This window comes from Amycolatopsis sp. NPDC059021 (genome assembly GCF_042739895.1).
Classification (GTDB): domain Bacteria; phylum Actinomycetota; class Actinomycetes; order Mycobacteriales; family Pseudonocardiaceae; genus Amycolatopsis.
Map to the genome: position 1 here is coordinate 104,708 of NZ_JBHYIQ010000002.1, position 24,341 is coordinate 129,048.

25 protein-coding genes and 1 pseudogene are annotated in these 24,341 nt (G+C 70.5%); 9 read left to right on the forward strand and 17 right to left on the reverse strand.

What is annotated here, in order from left to right:
- Positions 1-286 precede the first annotated feature (286 nt).
- The 7 genes from ACFWX1_RS01405 to ACFWX1_RS01435 all read right to left on the reverse strand — a co-directional run bounded on the left by ACFWX1_RS01405 (position 287) and on the right by ACFWX1_RS01435 (position 5,749).
- Complete coding sequence (locus ACFWX1_RS01405; RefSeq protein ID WP_378382827.1) at positions 287-742, reverse strand: DUF6294 family protein; 456 nt, start codon at positions 740-742, stop codon at positions 287-289.
- Positions 743-883: 141 nt separating this feature from the next.
- The gene (gene rfbB / locus ACFWX1_RS01410) at positions 884-1,876 is read right to left on the reverse strand and encodes a dTDP-glucose 4,6-dehydratase (protein ID WP_378382828.1); all 993 of its coding nucleotides are present in this window, start codon (positions 1,874-1,876) and stop codon (positions 884-886) included.
- Position 1,877: 1 nt separating this feature from the next.
- A complete protein-coding gene (locus tag ACFWX1_RS01415; protein ID WP_378382829.1) occupies positions 1,878-2,663 on the reverse strand; it encodes a GntR family transcriptional regulator in 786 nt (261 codons plus the stop codon).
- 32 nt (positions 2,664-2,695) lie between these two features.
- Entirely contained in the window at positions 2,696-3,346 is a 651-nt protein-coding gene (locus tag ACFWX1_RS01420; RefSeq protein WP_378382830.1) for a response regulator, read from the reverse strand.
- Complete coding sequence (locus tag ACFWX1_RS01425; RefSeq protein ID WP_378382831.1) at positions 3,343-4,599, reverse strand: sensor histidine kinase; 1,257 nt, start codon at positions 4,597-4,599, stop codon at positions 3,343-3,345. Before ACFWX1_RS01425 ends, ACFWX1_RS01420 begins: the two co-directional genes overlap by 4 nt.
- Before the next feature lie 57 nt (positions 4,600-4,656).
- On the reverse strand, positions 4,657-5,094 hold the full coding sequence (locus ACFWX1_RS01430; RefSeq protein ID WP_378382832.1) for a hypothetical protein: 438 nt from the start codon (positions 5,092-5,094) through the stop codon (positions 4,657-4,659).
- 124 nt (positions 5,095-5,218) lie between these two features.
- Positions 5,219-5,749 (reverse strand): CGNR zinc finger domain-containing protein, encoded by a 531-nt coding sequence (locus ACFWX1_RS01435; protein ID WP_378382833.1) that lies wholly within the window; start codon positions 5,747-5,749, stop codon positions 5,219-5,221.
- Between the two features lie 26 nt (positions 5,750-5,775).
- Here ACFWX1_RS01435 and ACFWX1_RS01440 point away from each other — a divergent pair, with 26 nt between their 5' ends.
- A complete protein-coding gene (locus ACFWX1_RS01440) occupies positions 5,776-7,191 on the forward strand; it encodes an MFS transporter (RefSeq protein WP_378382834.1) in 1,416 nt (471 codons plus the stop codon).
- 58 nt (positions 7,192-7,249) lie between these two features.
- Complete coding sequence (locus ACFWX1_RS01445) at positions 7,250-8,200, forward strand: alpha/beta hydrolase (RefSeq protein ID WP_378382835.1); 951 nt, start codon at positions 7,250-7,252, stop codon at positions 8,198-8,200.
- 3 nt (positions 8,201-8,203) lie between these two features.
- On the opposite strand, the gene ACFWX1_RS01450 is transcribed toward ACFWX1_RS01445, so the two are convergent.
- Entirely contained in the window at positions 8,204-9,322 is a 1,119-nt protein-coding gene (locus ACFWX1_RS01450) for a helix-turn-helix domain-containing protein (RefSeq protein WP_378382836.1), read from the reverse strand.
- Between the two features lie 70 nt (positions 9,323-9,392).
- Positions 9,393-9,851 carry a DUF2269 family protein gene (locus tag ACFWX1_RS01455; protein WP_378382837.1) on the reverse strand — a complete coding sequence of 153 codons (459 nt, stop codon included), beginning with the start codon at positions 9,849-9,851 and terminating at the stop codon, positions 9,393-9,395.
- A 177-nt stretch (positions 9,852-10,028) separates the two neighbouring features.
- On the opposite strand from ACFWX1_RS01455, the gene ACFWX1_RS01460 reads away from it, so the two are divergent.
- Together ACFWX1_RS01460 and ACFWX1_RS01465 are read left to right on the forward strand one after the other, a co-directional pair.
- Positions 10,029-10,979 (forward strand): GlxA family transcriptional regulator, encoded by a 951-nt coding sequence (locus ACFWX1_RS01460; RefSeq protein WP_378382838.1) that lies wholly within the window; start codon positions 10,029-10,031, stop codon positions 10,977-10,979.
- Positions 10,980-11,375: 396 nt separating this feature from the next.
- On the forward strand, positions 11,376-12,560 hold the full coding sequence (locus ACFWX1_RS01465; RefSeq protein ID WP_378382839.1) for a DUF222 domain-containing protein: 1,185 nt from the start codon (positions 11,376-11,378) through the stop codon (positions 12,558-12,560).
- A gap of 3 nt (positions 12,561-12,563) precedes the next feature.
- Here ACFWX1_RS01465 and ACFWX1_RS01470 read toward each other — a convergent pair.
- From ACFWX1_RS01470 to ACFWX1_RS01480, 3 genes and pseudogenes are all read right to left on the reverse strand, one after another.
- Positions 12,564-12,803 (reverse strand): annotated as a pseudogene (locus ACFWX1_RS01470) (transposase); the annotation flags it as partial.
- A complete protein-coding gene (locus tag ACFWX1_RS01475; RefSeq protein ID WP_378382840.1) occupies positions 12,799-12,891 on the reverse strand; it encodes a hypothetical protein in 93 nt (30 codons plus the stop codon). The gene ACFWX1_RS01475 and the pseudogene ACFWX1_RS01470, both read right to left, overlap by 5 nt.
- 244 nt (positions 12,892-13,135) lie before the next feature.
- Complete coding sequence (locus ACFWX1_RS01480) at positions 13,136-13,393, reverse strand: PLD nuclease N-terminal domain-containing protein (protein ID WP_378382841.1); 258 nt, start codon at positions 13,391-13,393, stop codon at positions 13,136-13,138.
- 342 nt (positions 13,394-13,735) lie between these two features.
- Between ACFWX1_RS01480 and ACFWX1_RS01485 the strand changes: the two genes are divergently transcribed.
- Complete coding sequence (locus ACFWX1_RS01485; RefSeq protein WP_378382842.1) at positions 13,736-14,209, forward strand: GNAT family N-acetyltransferase; 474 nt, start codon at positions 13,736-13,738, stop codon at positions 14,207-14,209.
- Between the two features lie 22 nt (positions 14,210-14,231).
- On the opposite strand, the gene ACFWX1_RS01490 is transcribed toward ACFWX1_RS01485, so the two are convergent.
- The gene (locus ACFWX1_RS01490; protein ID WP_378382936.1) at positions 14,232-15,725 is read right to left on the reverse strand and encodes a carboxylesterase/lipase family protein; all 1,494 of its coding nucleotides are present in this window, start codon (positions 15,723-15,725) and stop codon (positions 14,232-14,234) included.
- Between the two features lie 134 nt (positions 15,726-15,859).
- Here ACFWX1_RS01490 and ACFWX1_RS01495 point away from each other — a divergent pair, with 134 nt between their 5' ends.
- Positions 15,860-16,831, forward strand: a complete 972-nt coding sequence (locus tag ACFWX1_RS01495; protein ID WP_378382843.1) for an Lrp/AsnC family transcriptional regulator — start codon at positions 15,860-15,862, stop codon at positions 16,829-16,831.
- On the opposite strand, the gene ACFWX1_RS01500 is transcribed toward ACFWX1_RS01495, so the two are convergent.
- The gene (locus ACFWX1_RS01500) at positions 16,803-18,206 is read right to left on the reverse strand and encodes a rhodanese-like domain-containing protein (protein ID WP_378382844.1); all 1,404 of its coding nucleotides are present in this window, start codon (positions 18,204-18,206) and stop codon (positions 16,803-16,805) included. The genes ACFWX1_RS01495 and ACFWX1_RS01500 overlap by 29 nt on opposite strands.
- Complete coding sequence (locus ACFWX1_RS01505) at positions 18,193-19,392, reverse strand: FAD-dependent oxidoreductase (RefSeq protein ID WP_378382845.1); 1,200 nt, start codon at positions 19,390-19,392, stop codon at positions 18,193-18,195. Before ACFWX1_RS01505 ends, ACFWX1_RS01500 begins: the two co-directional genes overlap by 14 nt.
- 100 nt (positions 19,393-19,492) lie before the next feature.
- Here ACFWX1_RS01505 and ACFWX1_RS01510 point away from each other — a divergent pair, with 100 nt between their 5' ends.
- Positions 19,493-20,218, forward strand: a complete 726-nt coding sequence (locus tag ACFWX1_RS01510; RefSeq protein ID WP_378382846.1) for a GntR family transcriptional regulator — start codon at positions 19,493-19,495, stop codon at positions 20,216-20,218.
- Here ACFWX1_RS01510 and ACFWX1_RS01515 read toward each other — a convergent pair.
- A complete protein-coding gene (locus ACFWX1_RS01515; RefSeq protein WP_378382847.1) occupies positions 20,196-21,593 on the reverse strand; it encodes an APC family permease in 1,398 nt (465 codons plus the stop codon). The genes ACFWX1_RS01510 and ACFWX1_RS01515 overlap by 23 nt on opposite strands.
- Before the next feature lie 138 nt (positions 21,594-21,731).
- Between ACFWX1_RS01515 and ACFWX1_RS01520 the strand changes: the two genes are divergently transcribed.
- Positions 21,732-22,346, forward strand: coding sequence for a TetR/AcrR family transcriptional regulator (locus ACFWX1_RS01520; protein WP_378382848.1), 615 nt, complete (start codon positions 21,732-21,734; stop codon positions 22,344-22,346).
- Positions 22,343-23,416, forward strand: coding sequence for a P1 family peptidase (locus ACFWX1_RS01525; protein WP_378382849.1), 1,074 nt, complete (start codon positions 22,343-22,345; stop codon positions 23,414-23,416). The genes ACFWX1_RS01520 and ACFWX1_RS01525 overlap by 4 nt, the downstream gene beginning before the upstream one ends.
- Here ACFWX1_RS01525 and ACFWX1_RS01530 read toward each other — a convergent pair whose 3' ends face one another.
- Positions 23,417-23,896 (reverse strand): RICIN domain-containing protein, encoded by a 480-nt coding sequence (locus ACFWX1_RS01530; protein WP_378382850.1) that lies wholly within the window; start codon positions 23,894-23,896, stop codon positions 23,417-23,419.
- Positions 23,897-24,341 lie beyond the last annotated feature (445 nt).

The window sequence follows — 24,341 nt, forward strand, 5'->3', positions numbered from 1 at the left end:
GCGTGTCCCTCAGTGGGGGGGGCGGCCTCCCCCACCCCTGCGTGTCCCTATCTGGTTTTTTTGTGTTTTTTTTTCTCCCCCTGGGCGGCCACCGCGACAGGCGACACGCCGCGGAGTGCTCTGTCATGCCGTGTTTGCCCGGTGTGCCGGTTCCCGGGCCTGACACCGTATGCCGGGACACCCGCAACGCCGCGCTCCGCGGACCAGCGGAGCGGGGCGGGAGCGCACGAGCGCGGGCGGCCCGGAGCATCGCCCCGGACCGCCTGCTACGTCCACAATGGACCTGTCAGCACCGCGAGTGCTGGATGGTCTTGTAGATGTCGACGCCGTTGAAGTCGGCCGGGTTGAACGTGAAGTGCCCGCCCCAGTTGTACTTCGGCGGCGGGTTCCCGTCGCTCATGCGCGGGCTGTCGAACGTGCCGGCGCCGAACAGGTGATACCCGGCCGTGGTGTAGAAGTCGAAACTGGAATGCCAGACGTCACCGGAGTGCGTGTGATAGGTGAACGTGGTCGCGCTCCAGTCGCCCGTGCCGTCCGAGCGGATGACCATGGTGCCGTTGTTCTGCTGGCAGTCGCCCACGTGCAGCTCGCCCCACACCGCGCTCTTCACCTCGAGCGTGCTGCTCGCGCCCACGGGCGCGGGGCCCGTCGCGGCCTGCGCGGCGGGAACGCCCACCAGCGCCGCCACTCCCGCGGTGGCGAGGACCAGCGCGGTCTTGAGTCCCCGGATTCTCCGTTCCATGATTCCCCCTGCGTGTTCACGACCGGCGGGGCGAATTCCCCGCACCAGGCGAGTATGTCGCCGCCGGGACGTGGATCACGCACCCCAAAGGGCAGGTGCGCGTCCGGACTCCCCTGCCCGTCCCGGGCACCGGCCGGGCGGCTAGGAGGCCCATGCCCCTTCGGTCACCGGGGAACGCCCGCGCAGTGGTTCCCACCAGTCGCGGTTGTCCGCGTACCAGCGGACGGTCTCCCGCACCCCCGCGCCGAAGTCCACCTCCGGCCGCCAGCCCAGCTCCCGGCGGATCTTGCCGGAGTCCAGCAGATAACGGCGGTCGTGTCCCGGCCGGTCCGGCACCTCTTTCTTCCACGACGCGGGCAGGCCGAGCTCGGCCAGTACCAGGTCCGCGATCTCGTCCACACTGGCCTCGACACCGGTACCGACGTGATAGGTCTCGCCGACGCGGCCCTCCTCGAGCACCGCGGCTACGGCGCGAGCGTGGTCGAGCGCGTGAATCCATTCGCGACGGTGGTGTTTGGACGCGTAGACCGGCAGCGGCCTGCCGTCCAGCGCGTGGGTGACGAACAGCGGCAGCACCTTCTCCGGGAACTGGTGCGAGCCGTAGTTGTTGGCGCAGTTGGTGATCGTGACCGGCAGGCCGTAGGTCTCGTGGTAGGCGCGGACCGCGTGGTCGGCCCCGGCCTTGCTGGCGTTGTAGGGCGTGCGCGGCCGGTACGGCGACTCCTCGGTGAACGCCTGCTCGGCGTCGAGCGCGAGATCTCCGTAGACCTCGCAGGTGGAGATGTGATGGAAGCGGTCCACCCCCGTGCGGCGAGCGGCCTCCAGCAGGCTTTGCGTGCCGAGAACGTTGGTACGGAAGAACAATCCGGGATCGAGCACGGCGAGGCTGTTGTGCGACTCGGCCGCGAAGTTGACGATCACCTCGACGCGGTGCTCGCGCAGCACCGGTTCGGCGTCGGCGATGTCGCCGCGCACGAAGGTGATCCGGTCCCGCACGTCGGCCAGGTTGGCCTCGTTGCCGGCGTAGGTCAGCGCGTCGAGGGCGACGACGTGGTCGCCGGGATGTTCGCGTACCCAGTGCCGGGTGAAGTGGGAACCGATGAAGCCGGCCGCGCCGGTGACGAGTATCCGCATGTCAGCCTTCCTGGTCCGGTTCGGGAATGTTCGGTGCCACGCCGGGTGGTTCGGCGCCCGCGGTGGCGGGCCAGCCGCGGAACTCCACGTCCAGCCGGAAGCGATGGCCCGCGTAGCGGTGTTCGGACAGCGCGATCGGCGTGCCGTCCTGGCCGACGGCGAGCCGCCGGATCAGCAGGACGGGCGTGTGCTCCGGCAGTTCGAGCAGGTCCGCCTCCCGACGGCCCGCGGCCGCGGCGGCGATGCTCTGCCGGACGGCGGCGACCTGGTTTCCGTTGCGGCGCAAGGTCTCCCAGATCCCCGGATGCTCCGCGTCGGCCCGGCTGACCGGCGCCGCCCATGCCAGCGGCACCCATTCGGTGACCACGTCGAGCGGGGTCGGGCCCGCGCGCCGCAGCACCTGGGCCCGCAATGTCTCGGCGTCGGCGGGCACGGCCAGCAGCCGGGCCACCCCGCGGGGCGGAACGCCGTAGCCGTACTCGACGACCGTGCGGACGAGCGGGACCCCGGCGTCCGCGATCGCCGACGAGGCGTGCTGGAACGTACCCAGCGCCAGCGACTGCCCGAACGACGTGCCCGAGACGACGTACCAGCCCGCCCCCTTGCGGGAAGCCAGCAGCCCCTCGTCCCGCAGCTGTTCGAGCGCCCGCCGGACCGTCACCCGGCTGACCTCGTACCGGCGGCCCAGCTCGGCCTCGCTCTCCAGCGCCCCGGACGGGCCGTAGTCGCCGAGCGCGATCCGTTCCCGCAGCTCACCCGCGAGCCACTGCGACCGCGAACCTGTCATAAATCTGTATCATACAGAAGAGACAGGAGAGGTCAGGGCGTCCCCGGTGTGAGCAGGCCGCGGCTGAACGCCTCGGCGACCGCCGCGGCGCGATCGCCGACGCCAAGCTTGCCGTAGATGTTCAGCAGGTGGCTCTTGACCGTGGCCTCGCTGATGAACAGCTTCGCCGCCGCCTCCCGGTTCGTGGATCCGGCCGCCACCAGCTCCAGGACCTCGATTTCGCGGCGGCTCAACGGTCCCGTCGCCGGTGCCCGGAACCGGCTCATCAGCCGGGCGGCCACCGAAGGCGAGAGCACCGCGTCGCCCCGGGCGGCCGACCGGACCGCCCGCAGCAGCTCGTCGCGGGGCGCGTCCTTGAGCAGATAGCCGGTCGCGCCCGCCTCGATCGCGGGCAGCACGTGGCTGTCGGTGTCGTAGGTGGTCAGGACCAGCACCCGGGCGGTGACGCCCTCCCTGGCCAGCTCGGCGATCGCGGTCAGCCCGTCCATCCCGGGCATCCGCAGGTCCATCAGGACGACGTCGGGGGCCAGTTCCTTGGCCAGCCGCACCGCTTCGGCGCCGTCGGCCGCCGCACCGAGCACCGCGAACTCCGGATCCCGCGCGAACATACTGGCGAGCCCGTCCCGGACCACCGGATGGTCGTCGACGATCAACAGCGTGACCGGGGCTTCGGTGCCGGTCACGGGTGCGCTCCCGCCGGTTCGGCCGGGACCGACGCCGACACCGCCGTGCCCTCCCCCTGTTCCGATTCGATCCGCACGGTGCCGGCCAGTCCCTCGATCCGCTCGCGCATCGCGACCAGCCCGAATCCGCCGTCCGCCCGCACACCGCCGCCGGCCTGGTCGAAACCCCTGCCGTCGTCCCGGACGTCCAGCGCCACCTCGGTGTCCAAATAGGACAATGTCACCCCCACCCTTGTCGCTCCCGCGTGCTTGGCGACGTTGGCGAGTGCCTCCTGCGCGGTCCGCAGCAGCGCGAACTCCGCCTCCGGCCGCATCGGACGGGCCCGCCCGGTCGTGGTCACCCGGACCGGAATCCCGTGCAGCGCCGACCACCGCTCGGCGACCTCGGCCACCGCCTCGCCCAGTACGGCCGCCTGCAGTGGCGCCGGGCGCAGTTCGTGCACCGACCGCCGCGCCTCGGACAGGCTCTCACGCGCCAGCCCGGTCGCGGTGCGGACGTGCCCGCGCCAGCCCTCCGGATCGTCGCCCGCGTGCTCGGCCGCCTGCAGCTGGGTGATGATCCCGGTGAGTCCCTGCGCCAGGGTGTCGTGGATTTCGCGCGCCATCCGCTGCCGTTCGCCGACCACGCCCGCCTCCCTCGCCTGGACCAGCAGCTGCTCCTGCAGTTCCGCGTTTTCCGCCGCGGACGCCTCGAGCCTGCGGTTGGCACGGGCCAGCTCCGCGAGCGCCCGTTTGCGTTCCTCGTTCTGGAGTTCGGCACGCCAGGCGAACCAGGCGAACAGGCACAACGGGAGCGCGTTCGCCAGCACGACACAGGCGTAGACCAGCCAGCCGGTGAACGTCGTCTTGTCCACCGCGTACGCCTGCGCGGTCCCCGCCACGACCGCCACCGCGGCGACCCCTGGCAGCTGCCCCGGCCAGGGCAGGAGCCGGAACGCGTAGATGTAGAGCGCGGGCGTGAAGACGCCGAACCACGGAGCGTCGATCGAGAGGATCAGCGTGAGCACGGTCAGCACGCCGACGAACACGGCCATCACGGCCGGACGGTGACGCCATCCGGGACGCAGCGTGAACATCCCCAGCATCCAGGCCGCGCACAGCGCGCCCAGCACCAGATCGACCATCAGGGCGTCCGGCGCCGATTTCCTGACCGCCACGGTGAAGACCATCAAGGCCGCCAGCAGCGCATACGGCATGACGGTGATGACCGGGCGCTTCAGCTGCTGCCCCGGGTCCAGCGCGGGACTGCTCATCTGCGCCCTCCTCGGTGACTCCGCGCCACCCACGATCTCACGGCGGCGGAGCCGCGCCTACTTGGCGAACTTCGCACGGAGGTGTTTCCCGTTGACGATCACCACCACGCCGAGCAGCAGCACCCCGCACACGCCCTGTTCGATCCTGAGCCACAGCGGGAACAGGCCGGGGACGGCGATGATCACCGCGATCGCGACGACCATGACGCCCGAGACGATGCGCAACCGGAGGAAGGATCGCCGGGACCCGCGCGCGACGCCCCTGGTGAAGGCGAAGGTCAGCAACGCGCTGAGGACGACGATGGTCACCCGGACCCAGACGGCGTCGGTCACCATCTCGGTGTCGTGGCGAAGCAGAAAGATGGCCACGAGCGTCAGCACGCTGAGGCCCAGGTAGCCGGTGACGAGCAGCTTGAGCCCGCGGAACGCCCTCAGGCTGTGCGGGTGTTTCAGGTCTTCGTCGGAGAGCGCGGCGGTCCGCGTCCGTGTGTTCATGGCGTTCTTCCTTCTCGACGGCGAAAGTGGACACTCCCAGCGTCGCGAAATCGCCATCGCCGGACATCGGGCGATGTCCCGGATCCAGGGCTGAAAGTCCCGCTCAGCCGGTCGGCTGAGCGGCTCAGCCGACCGGCTGAGTCCGCCGCCGGTGCCGGCGGACGGCGTCCCGGTTCGCGCACACCCGCGTGCAGTAGCGTTGCGCGCCGCCGCGGGTGAAGTCGACGAACGCCGCCCGGCACTCTTCGAGCGCGCACCGACCGAGCCGGTGCATGCCCAGTTCGGTGAGATGCTGTGCCGCGGCGACGCCGACGACCGCGCGCAGCACCGCGGCGAGCCGGACGCCGTCGTCGCGGTAGTGCAGGTGCCAGCCGGCGCAGTCGTCGTGATTGGTGATCCGCGGATAGGCGGCGGCCTTGGCGAGCAACGCGTTGAGCAGGTCGACGCGGCCTTGCTCGGTTCCGGCGTCGACGATCTCGGCCCAACAGACCCCCAGCGCGCGGATGTCCTCGAGGTCCTGCGGCCCGGCGGGGATGTCGGGACTGAGATAGGCCCTGGCACAGCGCCGCCGGAGATCCGCGAGGCCGGCGGGCGGATCGTTGGTGATGTCGGTCACCAGCCGCAGGATCTCCGCGTAGTAATGGTTCTCACGCACAAGACCATTACACCATCGTTCGGATCATGCGACCCACACTCGACCGGAATCCCGTGTCCTGGCGCCCGCTCGTGGCCGCCTGTCTCGGCACCTTCCTCCTCATCCTCTACACCACGATCGTCACCGTGGCCCTGCCGCGCATCGGCGCCGAACTCGGCGGCGGCTTCGGCACCCGGCAATGGATCGTCGACGTCTTCACCGTGGCACTCGCCGGTCTGCTGCTCGGCATGGGCTCGCTCGCCGACAACCTCGGCCGCAAGCGGGTCTATCTCGCCGGGCTGGTCACCTTCGGCCTGGCGACGCTGGCCTGCGGGATCGCGGACTCGGTCGGCGTGCTGATCGCCGCCCGCGCCGTCCAGGGCGTCGCGGGCGCCGCGATGTTCGCGACGATCCTGCCGCTCGTGGGCCTCACCTACACCGGCCGGGCACGGGCGCGGGCGTTCGCGGTGTGGGGCACGGTGGCCGGGGCCGCGGGCGCGGTCGGCACCGTGGCGGGCGGCATGCTGGCGGAACTGCTCGGCTGGCGCTGGATCTTCTTCGTCTCGCTGCCGATCTGCGCCCTCGCGCTCGTCCTGGCCGTCACGTCGCTCCGCGAAAGCGAACGCACGGGCAACCGCGTCGACTTCCCCGGCATCGTCACCTTCACCGTGGCCGTGTCGGCGCTGACCTTCACCGTGATCAACGGCGGGGACCACGGCTGGGCCGCGACGGGGACCGTGCTCGGCGCGGCGGTCGCCGTGGTCGCGCTGGTGCTGTTCCTGCTCGCCGAACGCCGCCATCCGGCGCCGATGGTGCCGGCGAAGCTCTTCGGCACCCCCGCGTTCATCGGAGTACTGGTCGTCGCCTTCGCCTACTACCTCGCCGCTTTCGGTGCGCTGCCGGTGCTTTCGGTGTGGCTGCAGGACACCACCGGGCTCAGCCCGGCGGGCACCTCCCTGGTACTGACCGTGCAGGTCGTGGTCTTCTTCCTGACCTCGGCGCTGATCAGCGACCGGCTGCACCGCCTCCCGCCCGGCCTCGTGCTCGGCGGCGCGACCGTCCTCATCGGACTCGGCTGCGTCACCGGGCTCGCCGCGCTGGCCGCGCCGAACTGGGTCGCGCTGCTGCCCGCGCTGGTGCTCACCGGACTCGGCGCCGGGATGGTGTCCCCGGTGTTCCCGGCGGTGGCCATCGCCGCCGTGCCCGCCACCTACGGGGGTACCGCGGGCGCGGCGGCGAACAGCTCCCGTCAGCTCGGGCTCGCGCTGGGTGTCGCCCTGTGCGGCACGCTCTACGGCGGCCACGGCGCGGACACGACCGGGGCGATCGTCACGGTGCTGCTGTTCTGCGGTGGGATCGCGCTGGCCGGTGGAGTCCTGACCGCGTGGCTGCTCCGGTCCCGCACCGGCGAGCTGCACGATCGTCGGTCCGCCCCGGCCGTTCCGGCGACGCGTGGCGGATGATCACCGGCTCGGCGGCCGACGAGAATAGGACTCCCCGTCCCGAACCCGTGGAGACACCGTGACCTACGCATTCGATCCCGAGATCGCCGCGGCCATTCCGATGCTGCCGGCGACCGACCTCACGGATCTGGCCACCGCGCGGTCGATGCTGAACGAGGCCGTCGCCGAACTGTACGGCGACATCGACACCACCGGCGTCACCATCCGCGAGGAGTTCGTGCCCGGCCCGGAGGACGCCCCGGACGTCCGGGTGCGGATCTACACGCCCGAACGGGTCGCCGCGCCCGCCGCGATCCTCGACGTGCACGGTGGCGGGTTCATCGTCGGCGACCTCGAGATCGACCACGCGAGCAACGTCGGCCTCGCCCGCGACCTCGGCGTCGTGGTGGTGTCCGTGGACTACCGGCTGGCGCCCGAAGCGCCGTTCCCGGCCGGGCTCGAGGACTGCTATGCGGCGCTGGTCTGGACCGCGAAACACGCCGACGAGCTCGGCGTCGATCCGGCCAGGATCGTGATCCACGGCGAAAGCGCCGGTGGCGGGCTGTGTGCCGCGCTCGCCCTGCTGGCACGGGACCGGGGCGGGCCGTCGATCGCGTTCCAGTTCCTCGGCATTCCCGAACTGGACGACCGCCTCGAAACGCCCAGCATGCGCGCGTTCGTCGACACCCCGCTGTGGAACCGGCCACGCGCGGAACTCAGCTGGGACCACTACCTCGGCGCCGGGGTCCGCGGCACCGAGAACGTCCCCGTCCACGCCGCGCCCGCGCGGGCGACCGACCTCACCGGCCTGCCGCCCGCCTACATCTCCACGATGCAGTTCGACCCGCTGCGCGACGAGGGGATCGCCTACGCCCAGGCGCTGCTCGCCGCCGGGGTCACCGTCGAACTGCACCTGTTCCCCGGCACGTTCCACGGTTCCGCCATCGTGGAGCACGCGAAGATCAGCAAACGGGAAGCGGCCGAGCGGCTCGCGGTGCTGGCCAGGGTGCTGGGCGTGGAGCCGGCCTGACGCTCAGTCCCGGGTCGCGAGCCTGCGGGCGAGCAGCGCCAGCCGGGCGCGGAAGCGGTCGTCCGGTTCGTCCAGCCGCCAGCCGAGCGCGTCCTCGACGTGGGCGAGCCGGGCGGCCACCGAGCTGTGGTGCCGGTGCAGCACGGCGGCCGCCTGCCGCAGGGAACCCGTGCGGCAGAAGGCTTCCAGGGTCGCGACGTCGACAGCTCCGGTCGGCGTCGCGGCCAGCGCGTCGAGGGCACGGACGTCGTCGTGGGCGCGCAACCGCTCGATCGGGATCTCCGCGAGGAGGGTGAGCGGGCCGAGTTCGCCGTGCTCGACCACCGCCTCGGTGCCGGGTACCGCGAACCGCTCGGCCAGCCGTGCCTGCAGCCACGACCGCCGGGCGCCGAGCCCGTCGACAGCGTCACCGACGCCGACCCGGACGGACCCGGCGGAACTGCGCTCCCTGGCTCGCTCGGCGAGTGCGGCACGCAGCGCCGGGACCACCACAGCGGTGCCTGCCCGCGGCTGGACCACCACGGCCGCGACCCCGCCGACCACCGCCACCCGCACCGGCGGCAACGCCCCGCCCCGCGCGACGAGCGCGACCGCCGCCGCGCCCGGATCTCCGCCGTCCTCGGTGCCGACCGCCACGACCCGCACCGGCTTCGCGGCGTCCAATCCCAGTAGGCGCAACGCCCGCGCGCGGTCCTCGTCCGCCGCCTGCTCGCCGAGCACCAGTTCGACGAGCGCGGGATCGGCCAGCTGCGGCGTCCTGGCAGGCACCGGCCGCGCGAGCAGCCGGGCCGCGATGGCGAAGCGCTCCAGCACGAGGTCGTCGAGCCTGCCCGGACCGTCCGCCCGTTCCAGCCACACCATGCCTGCCGGGTCATCGCCCAGATCCGCCGACACCGATATCCGTTCCTCGCCTTCGGCCGGCTCACCACCCGGCTTGAACCGCAGCGGCCGTTCGCCGTCGCGCCGCAGGCCCGCGACGCATCCCGCGAGCGATGCCGTGGCGCGGACCAGGTCCGGCAGCCCGGCGCCGTGCGCGACCAGTTCGTCGAAGTAGGCGATCACCCGGACCGCCGCCTCGGCGTCAGTGTCCACAGCGGACAGTCGCAGGAGGAGACCCTTCATGGGTTCAGCGTAGTGCGCGAGCGAGCCGTTTCAGGACGATCAGCCTGCCGCGATCCGCAACGGCCGCACGTCAGGCGCCCGTCGTCGAACCGGGGCGGACGATCATCAGCACGGTGACCGCGGCCCACAGCAGGTTGAACATTCCGGTGTACATGGCCAGCCGCGCGGGCGCCTTCCGGTCGGGCTCCTCGTGCGCCGCCAAACCGGTGAGCACCGCGTTCTGCCTGGGGAGGACGAGCAGCGTCAGGACAGCGGCCGCGACCGCGGTCAGCACGATCGAGAGGATCAGCCAGGTGTCGCCGAGCACGCCGAGACCGCTCGCCGTGGCCAGCCCGAACACCGGGACGGCGATCCCGGCCACGGCGTAGACACGGCAGATGCGGTGCAGCGTGCGGAGTACCGCGGGGTCACGGTCCGGCGCGGCCAGCGCGTGGCGGGTCGCGGCCGGGAACATGCTAGCCGCGATGGTCACCGGCCCGATCGCGATGATCGCGGCCAGTACGTGGATCGAAAGCAGGACCTTGGTCACGCGCTGGTTCCTCCTCGGCTTCGGCGGGCCCGACGCTAGCCGCCGCCGAAGATCGGGAGAAGTGGCTGGATTGCCACCTTTCACCGGATTCCCGCCAGATGCCTCGCCCAGGCCGGGTGACCGAGTCGCCTGGTCGGCGCGCTTGGCCGGATTCACCGGCATGCTTACAGTGTTGCCATGCACACCGTGGCAGTCCTGGCGCTGGACAAGGTCCTCCCGTCCGACCTGTCCACGCCGATCGACGCGTTCACCCGCACACGCCTGCCCGACGGCCGCCCCGCCTACCGCGTCCGGGTCTGCGGGGTCACGCCGACGGTCGACGCCGGGGCGTTCACCCTCCAGCTCCGCTGGGGCCTGGAAACACTGGCGGAGGCGGACACGATCATCCTGCCCGGCTGCGAAGACGTCTTCGCGCCCGTCCCGGACGAGGCTCTCGACGCGATCCGGAAAGCGGCGGCCCACGGGACACGCCTCGCGTCGATCTGCTCGGGCGCCTTCATCCTCGCGGCCACCGGCCTGCTCGACGGTCTTCGCGCGACCACCCACTGGCTCGCGGCCGGCGCACTGGCCCGGCTCCATCCCGCCGTCGACGTCGACCCCGACGTGCTCTATGTCGACAATGGACAGTTCCTCACCTCGGCCGGGGCCGCGGCGGGCCTCGACCTGTGCCTGCACATGATCCGCCGCGACCACGGTTCGGCGGTCGCGGCCGACACCGCCCGGCTGTCCGTGATGCCCCTGGAACGCGAGGGCGGGCAGGCCCAGTTCATCGTGCACGACCAGCCGCCCGTACCGCGAGGCTCCGAACTGGAACCCGTGCTGCGCTGGCTGGAGGACAACACCGGGCGGGACCTCACCCTCGAGGACGTCGCCCGCCAGGCCGGGATGAGCACCCGCACCCTCAACCGCCGCTTCCGGGAACAGACCGGCACCACCCCGCTGCAATGGCTGCTGCGCGCCCGCGTCCGCCAGGCGCAGTACCTGCTCGAAGCCACCGGCCATCCGGTCGACCGCATCGCGTCGCAGGTGGGATTCGGCTCCCCGACGGCGTTCCGCGAACGGTTCAAACGCGTGGTCGGGACCAGTCCGACCAGCTATCGCACGGCTTTCCAGCGGTCCGGCGCGTAGTTCCGGCGCGCGGGCGATGTCCCGAACGACGCGTTCGGGACGATGAACGTCTCCAGTGGAGCGTTCGGGACGTCGAGCGACGCTGCCTGCTTACACGGGGAGCCCCTGGGGGCTGGGGTGGACTCACCTGCCGAATGCCGTGAAGGACGCCTTCACAGCACTGAGCGCCCTGAAAGCTCCCTTCGTCACATCAATGTCCACAAAGGACCAAATGCAAGAAGGCCTCATCGAGAATGAGGCACCACATCGTCGCCACGGATCGACCGCAGTCCACCCATTCGTGTCGCACATACGTTCTATCCGGCGCGGTATGATGGTGGTGTGTCCGGGAATCTGTCCACTCTGGAACCGCCGCAGGAGCTGTGGCGGCGATCCGGTCGTGAACTCGCCGACGAGGTGCGTACCCGACTGGAAGCCCTGTGGCGTCTGGACGCCGAGCTTGGTCAGTACCTCGCGGAGATCGACTCTCGCGGCGCGTCCAAACTGTACGGCTACGGCTCCACCGCGGCGTGGTTCGCGCATATGGGGCGGATGTCGCGTGGTGACGCCAAAAAGTATCTCGATCGGGCCCACGGGTTGAATCCCGGCCGTAACATCGACGGTACCGAACTCCCCGCGGTGGCGCCAGCAACCGGCGCTGCCGCGCTCGATGGCGAGATCAGCCCGCATCACAGCGAGAAGATCCTCCGTTTCCTGAAGAAGGTCCCGAGCTTTGTGTCCGAAGAGGACAGAAGCAAGGCGGAGAAGATTCTGGTGGAGCTGGCCCGTCACGCGTCACCTCAGGAAGTGGTGAAGGCCGCTAACGAGTTGCTGGCGCGGATGGATCAGGACGGGAAGCCGCCGGAGGATCCGGATCCGTCGGAGCGGAAGCCGGAGTTGCGGGTGCGGCAGCGCAAGGACGGCTGGTTCGACATCGACGGACAGCTCGACCCCATCACCGGAACCCGGCTGAGCACCCTCCTCGATCCCCTGGCCGCACCCCGGCCTGCTGGGGAGGACAAGTGGCCGGACCTGCGGTCACCTTCCCAGCGGTACGGGGAAGCTTTCGGTGAGGCTGTCGCGATGCTCGCCAACGTGCCGGACGTGCCCGGCGGCGACCGCGCCCAACTCCTGGTCACCGTGACCCTGGAGGACTTGAAGTCGAAGCTGGGCACCGCCTGCCTGGACATGGTCTCGCAGATCTCCGCGACCGAAGCCCGCATGCTGGCCTGTGACTGTCAGGTCATCCCCGCAGTCCTCGGCAGCAAGGGTGAGCCCCTCGATCTCGGGCGTGCCAAGCGATTGGTCACCCCCGCGCTCCGCAAAGCGCTGATCATCCGGGACGGTGGCTGCGCATTTCCCGGGTGTCATCGCAAGCCCCGACATTGCGACGCCCACCATTTGCTCGAGTGGATGAACGGCGGACTCACCATCCTCCGGAATCTCGTCCTGCTCTGCGGCACGCATCACCGACTCCTGCACAAAGCCGACTGGACAGTCCGCATCGCCGAGGACGGACTCCCCGAATTTATTCCGCCAGATTACGTGGATCCGTTACGCACCCCCAGACGCAACATCCTCCACCTACCCATCACCGTCTAAAGGTTTGTGGCCGGTGCCGGTCGGGTCGAGGCTCATGATCGCCAGGTAGACACACTTGAGTCCGGCTTGTTCTTTAGGGAAGTGACCGTGGGCTTTGACGGCGCGGCGGATGCGGGCGTTGACGCTCTCGATCGCGGCGAACTGCTCGCGCGCGGCGGCCTCGGCCGGGGCGGTGGAGACCGGCTTGAACGCCTTGGCGCTCGCGACCCAGTGCTGACGCCCGGCGTAGCGGAAACTGCTACGCGGAGTTCTCCCCAACGGTCAAACCCTTGGCAGCCAAGGAGATCACCATCTCGTCGACCTCGGTCCGGCGCTTCTGCCGCTTCGCCACGATCTTCGGCTCGAAGCTCGCGTCCCGGTCCCGCGGCCGGCCGGGTCGTGCTTGTCATAGCCCAGGTGATCGGTGAACTCACCCTCCAGCAGCGATCTCGGCGTGGAGCGGGTGATCAGGGTGGAGCGGCCGGAGTGGTGAGCAGACCGGCACCGGTCGCAAGCCTCGTAAAGGAGAACCGCAACTGCCGCGAACGCGACGGTGGCTGGCACGCCGCCCGCGGCGTCGCCGGCTGCGGGCTGAGTCAGGCTCGTGGGTCGGCGGTCCGGCGACCCACGACGAACCACAGCAGGCTTCCCAGGAACGGCAGCGCGAGAATCACGAAGAACCACAGGATCTTCGCGCCGCAGCCGATGTTCGCGCCCAGGACGCCGAACAAGGCCGCCAGGAAGAAGAGGGCGAAGCCGATACCCACGGCGATCATGAGAAAGCCGAGGATTCCCGGCCCCTGACCGGTCGACCCCTGGCTCACAGTGAGGACGTTCACGAGGTGTTCCGACATGGGGAGTGACAATCCTTCGGCTCGACGGGATTCTGCTGGCGGCACAGTACGACACGGCCGGAACGCCGCTGAAGACCTGTCGTCACAGCCCTCTTCGAGACTTCCCACCCGTGACGACCAGGCAACGCCGTACCCGCGGCTCCCGCTACACCGACGGTGCGACGTCCCCGTTCGGCGGATTCGATTCGGCGGACGCTGCCCGTTGAGCCAAGGAACATTACCCCTCCGCACTCCCTGGTTCTCCGAGTGCGGCCGACCGCGACGGCAAGCCGAGCGCTCCTGAATTGTCGGTGGCGGGCGCTAGCTTGTCCGGAGCGGGGCACACGACAAGGAGGCAGGTACATGCACGAGGTGGCGCTACGCCCGATCGAGGACTCCGATCTGGGGACGTTGTTCGAGTTCATGCGTGATCCCGAGTCGGTCTGGATGGCCGCGTTCACCGCGGAGGATCCCGATGATCGCGAAGCGTTCGACAAGCACATGCGCAAAGTGCTCGCGAATCCCGACGCGGAGAACTGGGCGATCACCCTCGGGGGACGGCTTGTGGGGAGCATCGCCAGCTTCGTTATCGACGGCCACAACGAGATCACCTACTGGGTCGACCGCGGTGCCTGGGGCCAGGGTGTCGCCAGCCGGGCCCTGGCGCTGCTGCTCGAGAAGGTCTCCGTCCGGCCGCTGCGCGCTCGCGCCGCCAGTGACAACGCGGCCTCGCTGCGTGTCCTCCGCAAGGCGGGCTTCGCGATCGTCGGCACCGAGTCCGCCTACGCGCCGGCCCGGAAGACCGACATCGAGGAGACCATCCTTCGCCTGGACTGACCGTACTCCGGGCGAGGCGAGCCTAGCGCCCGCTCGCCTGCGCACGTCCGTCCACATCGGACACGGTCTCGACCGGGACGTCGAAGGCGAGCGCGAGCCGGTCGCCGGTGGTGTACGGCCGCCAGCCGAGCACGCCGTCCGGATCGGGATTTCCGCCGGCCACAAAGGAAAGCCAGGCCGTCTGGGTCCGTTCGACGAGGTACCGGTGTTCTTCGGCGGTCCCGCCGATCAGCGGCGAGCCCCGCCAGGCGTCGAGGGTGTCGAACAGGAACGGGAGTTCCGCACAGTGGGCAGCACCGAGCCGCCCGTCCGGGCCGTCGCCGGGGCGGCGCCACCAGTACACGTGCGCCGGAGCGCCGGTGCGGGCCCGATATTCGGCGAGGTCGAAGCTGCCGGCCACGAAGCGGTCCGTGATCACCTGGCCGAGCACCCGCGCGGGCGGGTCCGCCGGGCGGCGCGCCGCCACCCTCGCGTACTCCTCGGCGAGGTCGCCGGTGAGCCGGGGCTGCTCACCGGCCGTCCAGAGCGACTGCGCTTCGGGGAAGAAGAGACCCTCATCCGCCGTGCAGCCGATCATCAGGTCGATCCCGTCGAAGCTGCCGGACAGCGCGGCCCGTCCCGGCGCGGTGGTGAGGACGGTGCCGTCGACGACCGGCACGAAGGCCCGGTCCGCGTAGCTGGGCGCGTCCCAGCGCCGGGCCGTCTCCAGTTGGGCCGCGAGCACCTGCTCGGCGCTCAGCGCGCGCAATGCCTCGATGTCTTCGCCGGCACCCGCGCACGAGCAGAAGATCTTGGTGGCCTCCTCGGACCGGGCGAGATCGTGACCGTCCATTTCGAACGGTGTGCTCTGCAGGACGGCCCGGCCGAACAGGGACCGCGCGTGCGGCATGGTCGCCAGCGCGAGGATCGAGCACGCGCCCGCGGACTGCCCGGCCACGGTCACCCGCGCCGGGTCCCCGCCGAACGCGGCGACGTTGTCGCGCACCCACTCCAGCGCCGCGACCTGGTCCAGCAGGCCGAAGTTGGCGCCCGGCCGCTGATCCGGCAGGTACAGGTAGCCCAGCGCGCCCAGCCGGTAGTTGACGGTCACCACGACGACGTCGCCCCGGCGCGCGAGTTCCCCGCCCGAGTAGCACTCGGCCGAGCCCGCGCCGGTGGCGAAGCCGCCGCCGTGCAACCACACCAGCACGGGCAGCCGGTCGCCCCGCTCGGCAGCCGGGGTCCACACGTTCACGGTCAGGCAGTCCTCGGACGTTCCCGGCAGTTCCGCCGGGACGGCACCGCCCGGCGCCCCCGCGAGTGACTGGATCGGCGCGGGGGCCGGGCGCACGGCCGGCCGGACCCCCTCCCAGGACGCAGGTCGTTCCGGCGCGGCGAACCGCAGCGCGCCCAGCGGTGCCGCCGCATACGGAATGCCGAGGAACGCCGCCACCCGGCCGTCCCGGTATCCGCGCACCTCACCGGCTTCGATGGTGACCACGGGGTTCTCGTCCTGCTCGGCCATGTCGCCTCCCATGCGCTTCACTCGCTCTGCTTCCACACAACCCCGCCGGAGACTCACTAACGCCCTGGAGCGATTGTTTGTGCACGAAAGACGCCATATCGGCGGCTCTCCAGACGGAAACGCGACAACGGCGTAGGCTCAAGCCCATGACCGGCGCCCGGCACGCCCTCGACGACGTCGACCGCAAGCTGGTCGCCGCCCTGCAGGTGAACGGGCGCGCGAGCTGGGGCCAGGTCGCGGCCGCCGTCGGCGTTTCGGAACGCACCGTCGTCCGCCGCGCGGGGCCGCTGCTGGGCGGCCGGGTGGTCCGGGTGACCGCGGTCCGCAACCCGATGTGCCTGCCCGGCGTCATCCCGCTGGTGCTGCGGCTGCGATGCAAACCGGGGCGCACGCCGCTGGTCGCGGACGCAGTCGCGGCGCTGTCGAGCGCGCTCGAGGTGCTCTGTCTCGAAGGCGGCGACGAGGTCTACGCGGTCGTGTTCGTCCCCGGCCCGCGGGAGCAGCGTTCGTTGCTGCTCAAGGATCTTCCGGCGATGAGCTCGGTGACGTCGTGGCGGACCCACCGGCTGCTGAAGATCTTCCCGGAGTCGCTCGGCTGGCGCGCCCCGCTTCTCGACGAGGACAAGGCCGCCGCGCTCACCCCCGCCGTCTTCACCCCGTCGGCGACGCCGCCCGAACAGGACGGCGTCGACCTGCGGCTGGTCGACCTCCTCGCCGCCGATGGCCGGACGCCGTACTCGGATCTCGCCAGGGCCACCGGGATCTCCGAGTCCACCGCCCGGCGCAAGGTCGCCCGCCTGCTGGCGGGCGGCGTCATCCGGCTGGCCACCGAGGTGGACGCCGAGTTGCTCGGTTACCGGATGGAGGCCGTGCTGTGGCTGTCGGTCCGGCCCGCCGGGCTAGCCCGGGTCGGCGGGCTGCTCGCCGCCGGCCCGGCCACCCGGCTGGTCGCGGTGACCAGCGGCAGCTCGAACGTCGTGGCGACGCTGGTCGCCCGCGACGTCGACGAGCTGTACGAGGTGATCACCGGCACGCTCGGCGAACTGCCCGACATCAGCCAGTTCGAGCTGACCCCGGTGCTGCGCGCGGTCAAACGCGCCGGGACGGTGCTCGGCTGACGCCGTCGACCGCGAAACCGGCCCAGGCGGTGAAGCCGCCTTCCAGATCGGTGATGTCGGCGAACCCGCGCGCCCGCAGCAGGGACGCGGCGGCCGAGGAGCGGTAGCCACCCGCGCAGTACACGACCGTGGGCCGTTCCGGGTCCAGTTCGCCGAGCCGGCCGAGCAGTTCCGGCAGCGGAACGTGCACCGCTCCCGGAACCACGCCGCCGGTCCGCACCTCCCCCGGGTTACGGACGTCGACGACCTGCCGTTCGCGGTGGACGTCGGCCAGATCGGCCGGGGTCATCCGCACGGACACCTGCCCAGCGGCCAAAGACGCGTCGATGCAGCCGAGGACGCGGTCGAAACCGATGCGTGCCAGGCGGTTCCGGGCTTCGATTTCCTTGCCCGGCGCACAGACGAGCACCACGGGATCGTCGGCGCGAAGCACCTGTCCCGCCGTCTCGGCGAAGCGGCCGGCGAGACCGACGTTGATCGCGCCCGGCAGGTGGGAGCGGGCGAATTCGGCGGCGTCCCGGGTGTCGAGCACGACCGCGTCCGGGCCCACTTCCATGGGCAGGAGGTCCGGCACCGGCTCGTGCTCGGCGAGGGTGGGGCGCTGTTCGCGGTTGCGCACCGAGGTGAAGGCGAAGTACGCGGGCGCGGGTGATCGCCCTTCGCAGACGGTCCGGACGAACTCGTCCTCGGTCATCGGGGCGAGCGCGTAGTTGGTCCGCCGCTGCGCCCCGATCGTGCTGCTCGTGTCGCGGGAAAGGTTCTTGCCGCAAGCGGAACCGGCGCCGTGCGCCGGGAAGACCCGGGTGTTGTCGGGCAGGGTGAGCAGCTTGCGCAGCGAGCGGTACAGGGCCCTGGCCAGCGCGTCCGACGACCAGCCGTCCGCGCCCAGCAGATCGGGCCGGCCGACGTCGCCGACGAAGAGCGTGTCGCCGGTCAGCACCCCGTACGGCACGGCTTCGGAATCCCAGACGACGACGCTGACGGATTCCGGCGTGTGTCCCGGCGTGTGCAGGATCTCCAGTTCGACCTCACCGAGCGAAATACGCTGCCCGTCGGCGAGCAGCTCGACCGGGAAGTCCACGCGCGCGGCGTCGCCGTAGCAGACGCGGGCACCGGTGGCCGCGGCCAGTTCCAGGTGCCCGGAAAGGAAATCCGCGTGCACATGGGTTTCGACGACCCGCTCGATCCGCAGACCGTGGGACGCGGCGTCGGTGAGATAGGCACTGACGTCCCGCCGCGGGTCGACCACGACCGCGCGCCCGGTGCCGCGGTCGCCGACGAGGTAGGACGCCTGCGACAGACAGTCCACATAGTACTGTATGAAGACCAGGTTTCCTTTGCCGGACAAGAAGTTCTCCCGTTCAGAATCGGCCACGCAGCATGAGGTTCCAGTACAGGAACGGCAGCCCGCGGCGTTTGAGGTACCACATGTCGGTCCGTTCCCTCGTGGTGTCGAGGAACGGGATGCTCGGCGCCGGGCGCATCGAGTAGTCGAACTCCGCCAGCAGAGTCCTGCGCCGCGCGGTCGTCAGCGGGCACGACGCGTATCCCCCGTACCGCGCCGGAAGCGGGGCGCCGCGCTGCGCGGCGAGCAGGTTCGCCACCACGACCGGGGCCTGTTTGCGCACCGCCGCGCCGGTCTTGGAGTTGGGCGAGGAGCCGGCGTCGCCGAGCGCGAAGATGTCAGGGTGACGGACATGCTGGAGCGTGTGCTTGTCGATCTCGGCGTAGCCGCCGGGGTCGTCCGGGTTCGCCAGCCCGCTCTCGCGAATCCAGTCCGGCGCGCTCTGCGGGGGCACGAGATGCGCCATCGTGTAAGGCAGCGCGAACGTCGCGCCGGTGGTGAGACCGCGCACGGTCAGTTCGCGGACGTCGGCCCGTACCGCCGTGACCTCACTCTCGAAGTGCACGGTGATGCCGTAACGGCGCACCACCTCCGCGAGTACGCCGGCGTACTCGGGAATGCCGAACAACCCGAGCGTGGGCAGGATCAGGTGCACGTCGACGGCGCCGAGCACGCCCTCACGACGCCAGTGGTCCGCGGCGAGATAGGCGATCTTCTGCGGAGCGCCGGCACATTTGATCGGGCCGGCGGGCATCGCGAACACCGCCGTCCCCGACCGCGTGTTCCGGATGGCGTTCCACGTCGCGGGCGCGGATTCGTAGGCGTAGTTGCTGCCCACGCCGTCCGTCCCGAGCGCGGGCCGCAGCCCGGCGATCCCGTCCCAGTCCAGCCGGATCCCGGGACACAGCACCAAGTGTTCGTAGCCGAGGACACTCCCGTCGGCGAGCATGACCTCGCGCTCGTCCGGGTCGACCCGTTCGGCCGCCTGCCGGATCCACCGCACCCCGCGCGGCATGACCGACGCCTGCGGCCGGGCGCTCTCCTCGATCGGCGCGTGCCCCGCACCGGCGAGGGTCCACAGCGGCTGGTAGTAGTGCGTGACAGCGGGATCGACCACGACGACGTCGGCCTGTCCCGCCCGGCGGAGCCGTGCCGCGACGGTGATTCCCGCGGTGCCACCGCCGATGATCACGACGCGGTGCCGTGTTCTCCTCACCAGGACCACCTCCCCGGACCGAATGTCCGGGAGGAAACGTTAGGGTGCGATCGTTTCGCGGCTCAACCAAATGTAGGGACATTTCGACCCGGGGAGAGTGATGGCAGGCACCGCCCGTGAACCCCTGTGGCAGCGGATCCAGAACGCCGTGCTCGAACGGTTGCGGGCCGGGGAGTTCGCCGAACGGTTCCCCGGCGAACTCGAACTGGTCGCCGAGTACGGCGTCAGCCGGACGACCGTGCGCCGCGCGCTCACCCAGCTGCGTGCCGACGGGGTGGTGAGCGCCGAACGCGGAAAACGTCCGCGCCTGCATCCGGCCCGCGACGTCGAGCAGCCGCTGGGCAGCCTCTACAGCCTGCACGCCACCGTCCGCACCACCGAGCGCAGCCAGCGCAGCGTGGTCCGCAGGCTCGACGTGCACGCCGACGGGGTGATCGCCGATCACCTCGGGCTCGACGGCTCCGCCCCGCTCGTCCACGTCGAACGGCTCCGCCTGGCCGGGGAAGAACCCCTCGCACTGGACCGGGTCTGGCTTCCGGCCGACCGCGCGAGCTGCCTGCTCGACGCCGATCTCACGCACACCGGCGTCTACGCCGTGCTGGCCCGGTGCGCGAACCTGCGTCTCGACCGGGGCCGGGAGACGATCCGCGCCGTCGTCCTCACTCCCGCCGACTGCGCGACGCTCGGCTGCGCGCCCGGTTCGGCGGGGCTGTCGATCCACCGGCTCAGCCACGCCAAGGGCGTCCCGCTCGAATGGCGGCACACGCTCGTGCGCGGCGACCGGTTCACGCTGACCGCGACGTTCACCGGCGCGGCGGGGAGCTGACCTCCGGAGTTTCGTCGGCCGCGCCCTGGAGTTCCCAGGTTCCCCGGCGCCGCAGCACGAACAGGTAGTAGAGGGCGAACACCACGGCGATCCCGAGGGTGACGAACAGGCTGGGGCGGCCGATCGCGGGGTCGCGGAAGTTCTGGTACACGACGTAGCCGATGGCGACGAGCGCGAGGATCGGCGCGACCGGGAACCACGGCATGCGGTACGCGGCGTGCGCGGTGGAACCGTTGCGGCGCCCGGTGATCGTCGAGACGCACAGCGCGGCGTACACGGCGATGATCGTCGTCGAGGTGACCACCAGCAGGAATGTCTTGTCGGCGAAGCAGAACGCGGTGCCGACAGCGCCGGTCGCGAGGGTGGCGATCCACGGGCTGCCGAAACGCGGATGGATCTTCGCCAGCGCCCGGCTCACCGGTGACGGCCAGGCGGCGTCGCGGCCGGTACTGAACACCATCCGGCCGGTGACGAGCACGATGGCGAGGACCGCGTTGAGGATGGCCAGCGCCACGGCGAGGCTGATGACGTCGTTCAGCACCGATCCGCCGCGGGCGGTGATGAAGTAGTCCATCATGTTCTCGGCGCCGAACAGATCGGGCAGCGAAGGCGAACCGAGCAGCACGGCGGTGACCGGGATCAGCTCGGCGGCGACCGTGATACCCAGCGCCCACAGGATGGTCTTGGCGATGCCGCGATGCGCGTCATGGGTTTCCTCGCCGAGATACACGGCCGCGCCGTACCCGTTGTAGGCGAAGAGCGCGACAGCGCTGGCCGCGCCGATCAGCCCGATCGAAGCCGCGACGACCGTGCCGTTCCCACCCGAGACGACCGGGTGCACCGTGAGCTCGGCCAGCGACCGCTGCGGATGCCAGAAACCCAGCACGCTCACCACGACCAGCGCGATCATCTCGATGGCCAGGAACGTCCCGGTCACCCAGGCGTTGAGCTTGATGTCGAACACGGCCAGCACGGTGGCGACGACCGTGGTCACCGCCGCGACCACCGGGGCGTGCAGACCGGGGAAGAGCACCGACAGATAGGTGCCGACGCCGAGCGCGATCACCGCGATGATGAGCAGTTGCGAGACCATGAACAGGCCGAGGACGACGAATCCGGGCAGGCGCCCGAAGGTCCTGGCCACGATCGCGTATTCGCCGCCGCTGAGCGGATACGCCGAGCCGAGTTCGGCGTAGACGAAGGCCATGAAGACCCCGACCACGCCGGCGATCACGAACGCCAGGAACGCGCCCGTCCCGGACTGGGTGACGACGCCGGGGGCGATGATGAAGACCGACGACGCCGGGGAGATCGCCGACAGGGTGATGAACAGGGTGCCGAGGAGCTTGAGGCCTCGGTGCAGGTGCGCGGCCATGGATGCCTCCTGAGCCGGATTCTTTGAGAGTGCATCAAAGAACTGTGACCGCGCCCACGTCAACCCCTTCGGCGGTAACGACTGCGTGTCGGCGGTCAGGTATTGAGTTTTCTGACCGCTGTGTAGAGAATCACCGACATGGCCAGACCCAGCAGGGCGCACGAAAAACGCGCCGAGCTCATCGATGCCGCCCGGGAGGCGGTCCTGCGGCGCGGCGTCGTCGACCTGCGGCTGCGGGACGTCGCCGAGCAGGCGGACATGTCCACCGGTTCGGTGCTCTACTACTTCCCCGCGCTGTCCGATCTGCTCCGCGAGGTACAGCGGGAAGCCGTCGAACGGTTCTGTGTCGACCGGGAGGAGGCCGCACGGCGCGAGCCCGATCCCCGGCGCAAACTGCTCGGGACGATCCGCGCCGGGCTGCCGTCGGGCCGCGACGACGAACTGTGCGTCCTGCTCTACGAACTCGGCGCGTTCGCCCGCCGCGATCCCGCCTACGCCGCGCAGCACATCCGGCTGTGCGAACGGCAGGTCGCGCTGTACTCCACCATTCTCGAAACGGGCGCGGCGACCGGCGTGTTCACCCTGGCCCGCGACGCGGCCACCGTCGCCCGCCAGCTCGTCATGCTCGAAGACGGCATCGGCCTGCACCTCACCCAGTCCGTGCCGACCTTCGACGCCCGCCAAGCCGAAAACCTGCTGCTCGCCTACGCGTGCGATGCGACCGGCTGTGATCTGGAAGGTGCCATCGCATGACCCGGCCTCGCGAACTCGGCCTCCCCTTGCCCGGACTGACCGGTCCGCACAACGCGATCACCGACGTACCGGGGGTGGAGGTCGGCTACCGGACACTGATCGAGGGGGACGCCGTCCGCACCGGGGTCACGGCGGTTCTCCCGCGCGGCAGGACGGACGTCGACGTACCGTGCGCGGCGGGCTGGTTTTCCCTCAACGGCAACGGCGAGATGACCGGGACGTCGTGGCTCAGCGAAACCGGATCGCTCCGGTTGCCGGTGCTGATCACCAACACGCACGCCGTGGGCCCGTGCCACCGCGGCGTGATCGACTGGGTCGTCCGCGAGAAACCGGCGCTCGCCGAGCAGTGGCTGCTGCCTGTGGTCGCCGAGACCTGGGACGGCTATCTCAACGACATCAACGGGCCGCACTTGCGGCCCGCGCACGCGATGGCCGCGATCGACGCCGCTCGGTCCGGCCCGATCGCCGAGGGCTCCGTCGGCGGCGGGACCGGGATGAACTGCTACGCCTTCAAGGGCGGCAGCGGCACCTCGTCCCGGGTGGTCGCGCACGGGCCGGACAGCTACACCGTCGGCGCGTTCGTCCAGGCCAATTTCGGCTCGCGCCGGGAACTCACCGTATGCGGCGTCCCGGCGGGCACGGCGCTGGCCGACGACAATCCGATGGAGGACACCGACTGGCGGACGCCGCCGGGCGCCGGCTCGGTCATCGTCGTCATCGCCACCGACGCGCCGCTCCTGCCACATCAGTGCACGGCGCTCGCGCGCCGCGTCCCGCTCGGGCTCGCCCGCACCGGCACCACCGGGTCCCATTTCTCGGGTGACATCTTCCTGGCGTTCTCCACCGGCAATCCCGGCGCGCTGACCAGCGGGTTCCCGGACGGCGAGCCGGGCTACGAGCAACTGCGCTTCGTCCCGTGGAACCGGCTCGACGTCTTCTTCGAGGCGGTCGTCCACGCGGTCGAGGAAGCGGTGCTCAACGCGTTGTTCGCCGCCGAAACCATGATCGGCCGCGCCGGCCACCGCTCCCCCGGCCTGCCCGTGTCCCGGTTGCTCGAACTCGTCAGCTGATCAGCTCCACTTCTGGATGTCCTCACCGGAGCACGGCCTGGTGACGAGCTTGCCGCCGCCGATATCGGTGAGGCAGCGCTTGGTGGCCTGGTTCTGGAACCGCAGGTACTTGCCGGATTTGGTCACCACCCAGCTCTGATACTTCGAATTCGGGTTTCCGCCCGGCCAGCAACCCAGCGGGCGGAGGCCGAATTTGTCGCTGTCATCGAGACACCGGCCGGTGGCGACATTCTTCAGCTGCCGGGTCTTGTCGTTCCAGACGTGGACAGTGAACTGCTGGAACTTCAAGGTGTTGCAGCCGAAGGTACGCAGCCCCGCCGGGATGCTGTCGTCGATGCACCACCGGCTCTTGGCGTTCTCGAACCTGTTGACAGCATCGGAAATCCCCGCTTCCTCGGCGCTCGCCGAGGCGGCCAGCCCGACCGTGGCGAGCATCGCCGCAACCGGGACGAGCAGTAACGCACGAACAATCTTCATCATTTCTCCCCGAGTTTTTCCCACCCTGAACACTGATCGCCCCGGCCAGTGTCCTCGCCGGGCGCAGCGCGGGAACAGTCCCCGATAGTGGGACGACCCCGCCGGGAATAACCCGGCTTCTTTCCGTTTTCCGTATTACTCACCGGTGTAGGTGAAACAACGGAACACACCGTGCCCATATCGGTTCGCCGAATACTCCGCCCACGCATAGGTATTCAAACCCCCGGGTATCGCTAATGCGGAACTCGGCCGTCACCGAGGAACCCGGGCCCACGAGCGTGGGACTCGCTCGCCAGGGTGACAAGGGTGTCCCCGAGTGCGGCGGATGCACCGCGGGCATCCACGCCCGACGGCGGCGTCCCCGCCGGTGGGCCCCGGTGAGAACCCCCAGCGGGCGGGGGGGGCCACCCACACCCACCCACCCACCCCCACCCCCCCACACAACCCC

Coding starts and splice junctions, on each gene's coding strand:
- ACFWX1_RS01430 (WP_378382832.1), bottom strand. CDS start 5,094: ATGAACACACGGACGCGGACCGCCGCGCTCTCCGACGAAGACCTGAAA.
- ACFWX1_RS01530 (WP_378382850.1), bottom strand. CDS start 23,896: ATGATGAAGATTGTTCGTGCGTTACTGCTCGTCCCGGTTGCGGCGATG.
- ACFWX1_RS01485 (WP_378382842.1), top strand. CDS start 13,736: ATGCACGAGGTGGCGCTACGCCCGATCGAGGACTCCGATCTGGGGACG.
- ACFWX1_RS01520 (WP_378382848.1), top strand. CDS start 21,732: ATGGCCAGACCCAGCAGGGCGCACGAAAAACGCGCCGAGCTCATCGAT.
- ACFWX1_RS01490 (WP_378382936.1), bottom strand. CDS start 15,725: ATGGGAGGCGACATGGCCGAGCAGGACGAGAACCCCGTGGTCACCATC.
- ACFWX1_RS01515 (WP_378382847.1), bottom strand. CDS start 21,593: ATGGCCGCGCACCTGCACCGAGGCCTCAAGCTCCTCGGCACCCTGTTC.
- ACFWX1_RS01405 (WP_378382827.1), bottom strand. CDS start 742: ATGGAACGGAGAATCCGGGGACTCAAGACCGCGCTGGTCCTCGCCACC.
- ACFWX1_RS01510 (WP_378382846.1), top strand. CDS start 19,493: ATGGCAGGCACCGCCCGTGAACCCCTGTGGCAGCGGATCCAGAACGCC.
- ACFWX1_RS01440 (WP_378382834.1), top strand. CDS start 5,776: ATGCGACCCACACTCGACCGGAATCCCGTGTCCTGGCGCCCGCTCGTG.
- ACFWX1_RS01415 (WP_378382829.1), bottom strand. CDS start 2,663: ATGACAGGTTCGCGGTCGCAGTGGCTCGCGGGTGAGCTGCGGGAACGG.
- ACFWX1_RS01450 (WP_378382836.1), bottom strand. CDS start 9,322: ATGAAGGGTCTCCTCCTGCGACTGTCCGCTGTGGACACTGACGCCGAG.
- ACFWX1_RS01480 (WP_378382841.1), bottom strand. CDS start 13,393: ATGTCGGAACACCTCGTGAACGTCCTCACTGTGAGCCAGGGGTCGACC.
- ACFWX1_RS01425 (WP_378382831.1), bottom strand. CDS start 4,599: ATGAGCAGTCCCGCGCTGGACCCGGGGCAGCAGCTGAAGCGCCCGGTC.
- ACFWX1_RS01525 (WP_378382849.1), top strand. CDS start 22,343: ATGACCCGGCCTCGCGAACTCGGCCTCCCCTTGCCCGGACTGACCGGT.
- ACFWX1_RS01460 (WP_378382838.1), top strand. CDS start 10,029: ATGCACACCGTGGCAGTCCTGGCGCTGGACAAGGTCCTCCCGTCCGAC.
- ACFWX1_RS01495 (WP_378382843.1), top strand. CDS start 15,860: ATGACCGGCGCCCGGCACGCCCTCGACGACGTCGACCGCAAGCTGGTC.
- rfbB (WP_378382828.1), bottom strand. CDS start 1,876: ATGCGGATACTCGTCACCGGCGCGGCCGGCTTCATCGGTTCCCACTTC.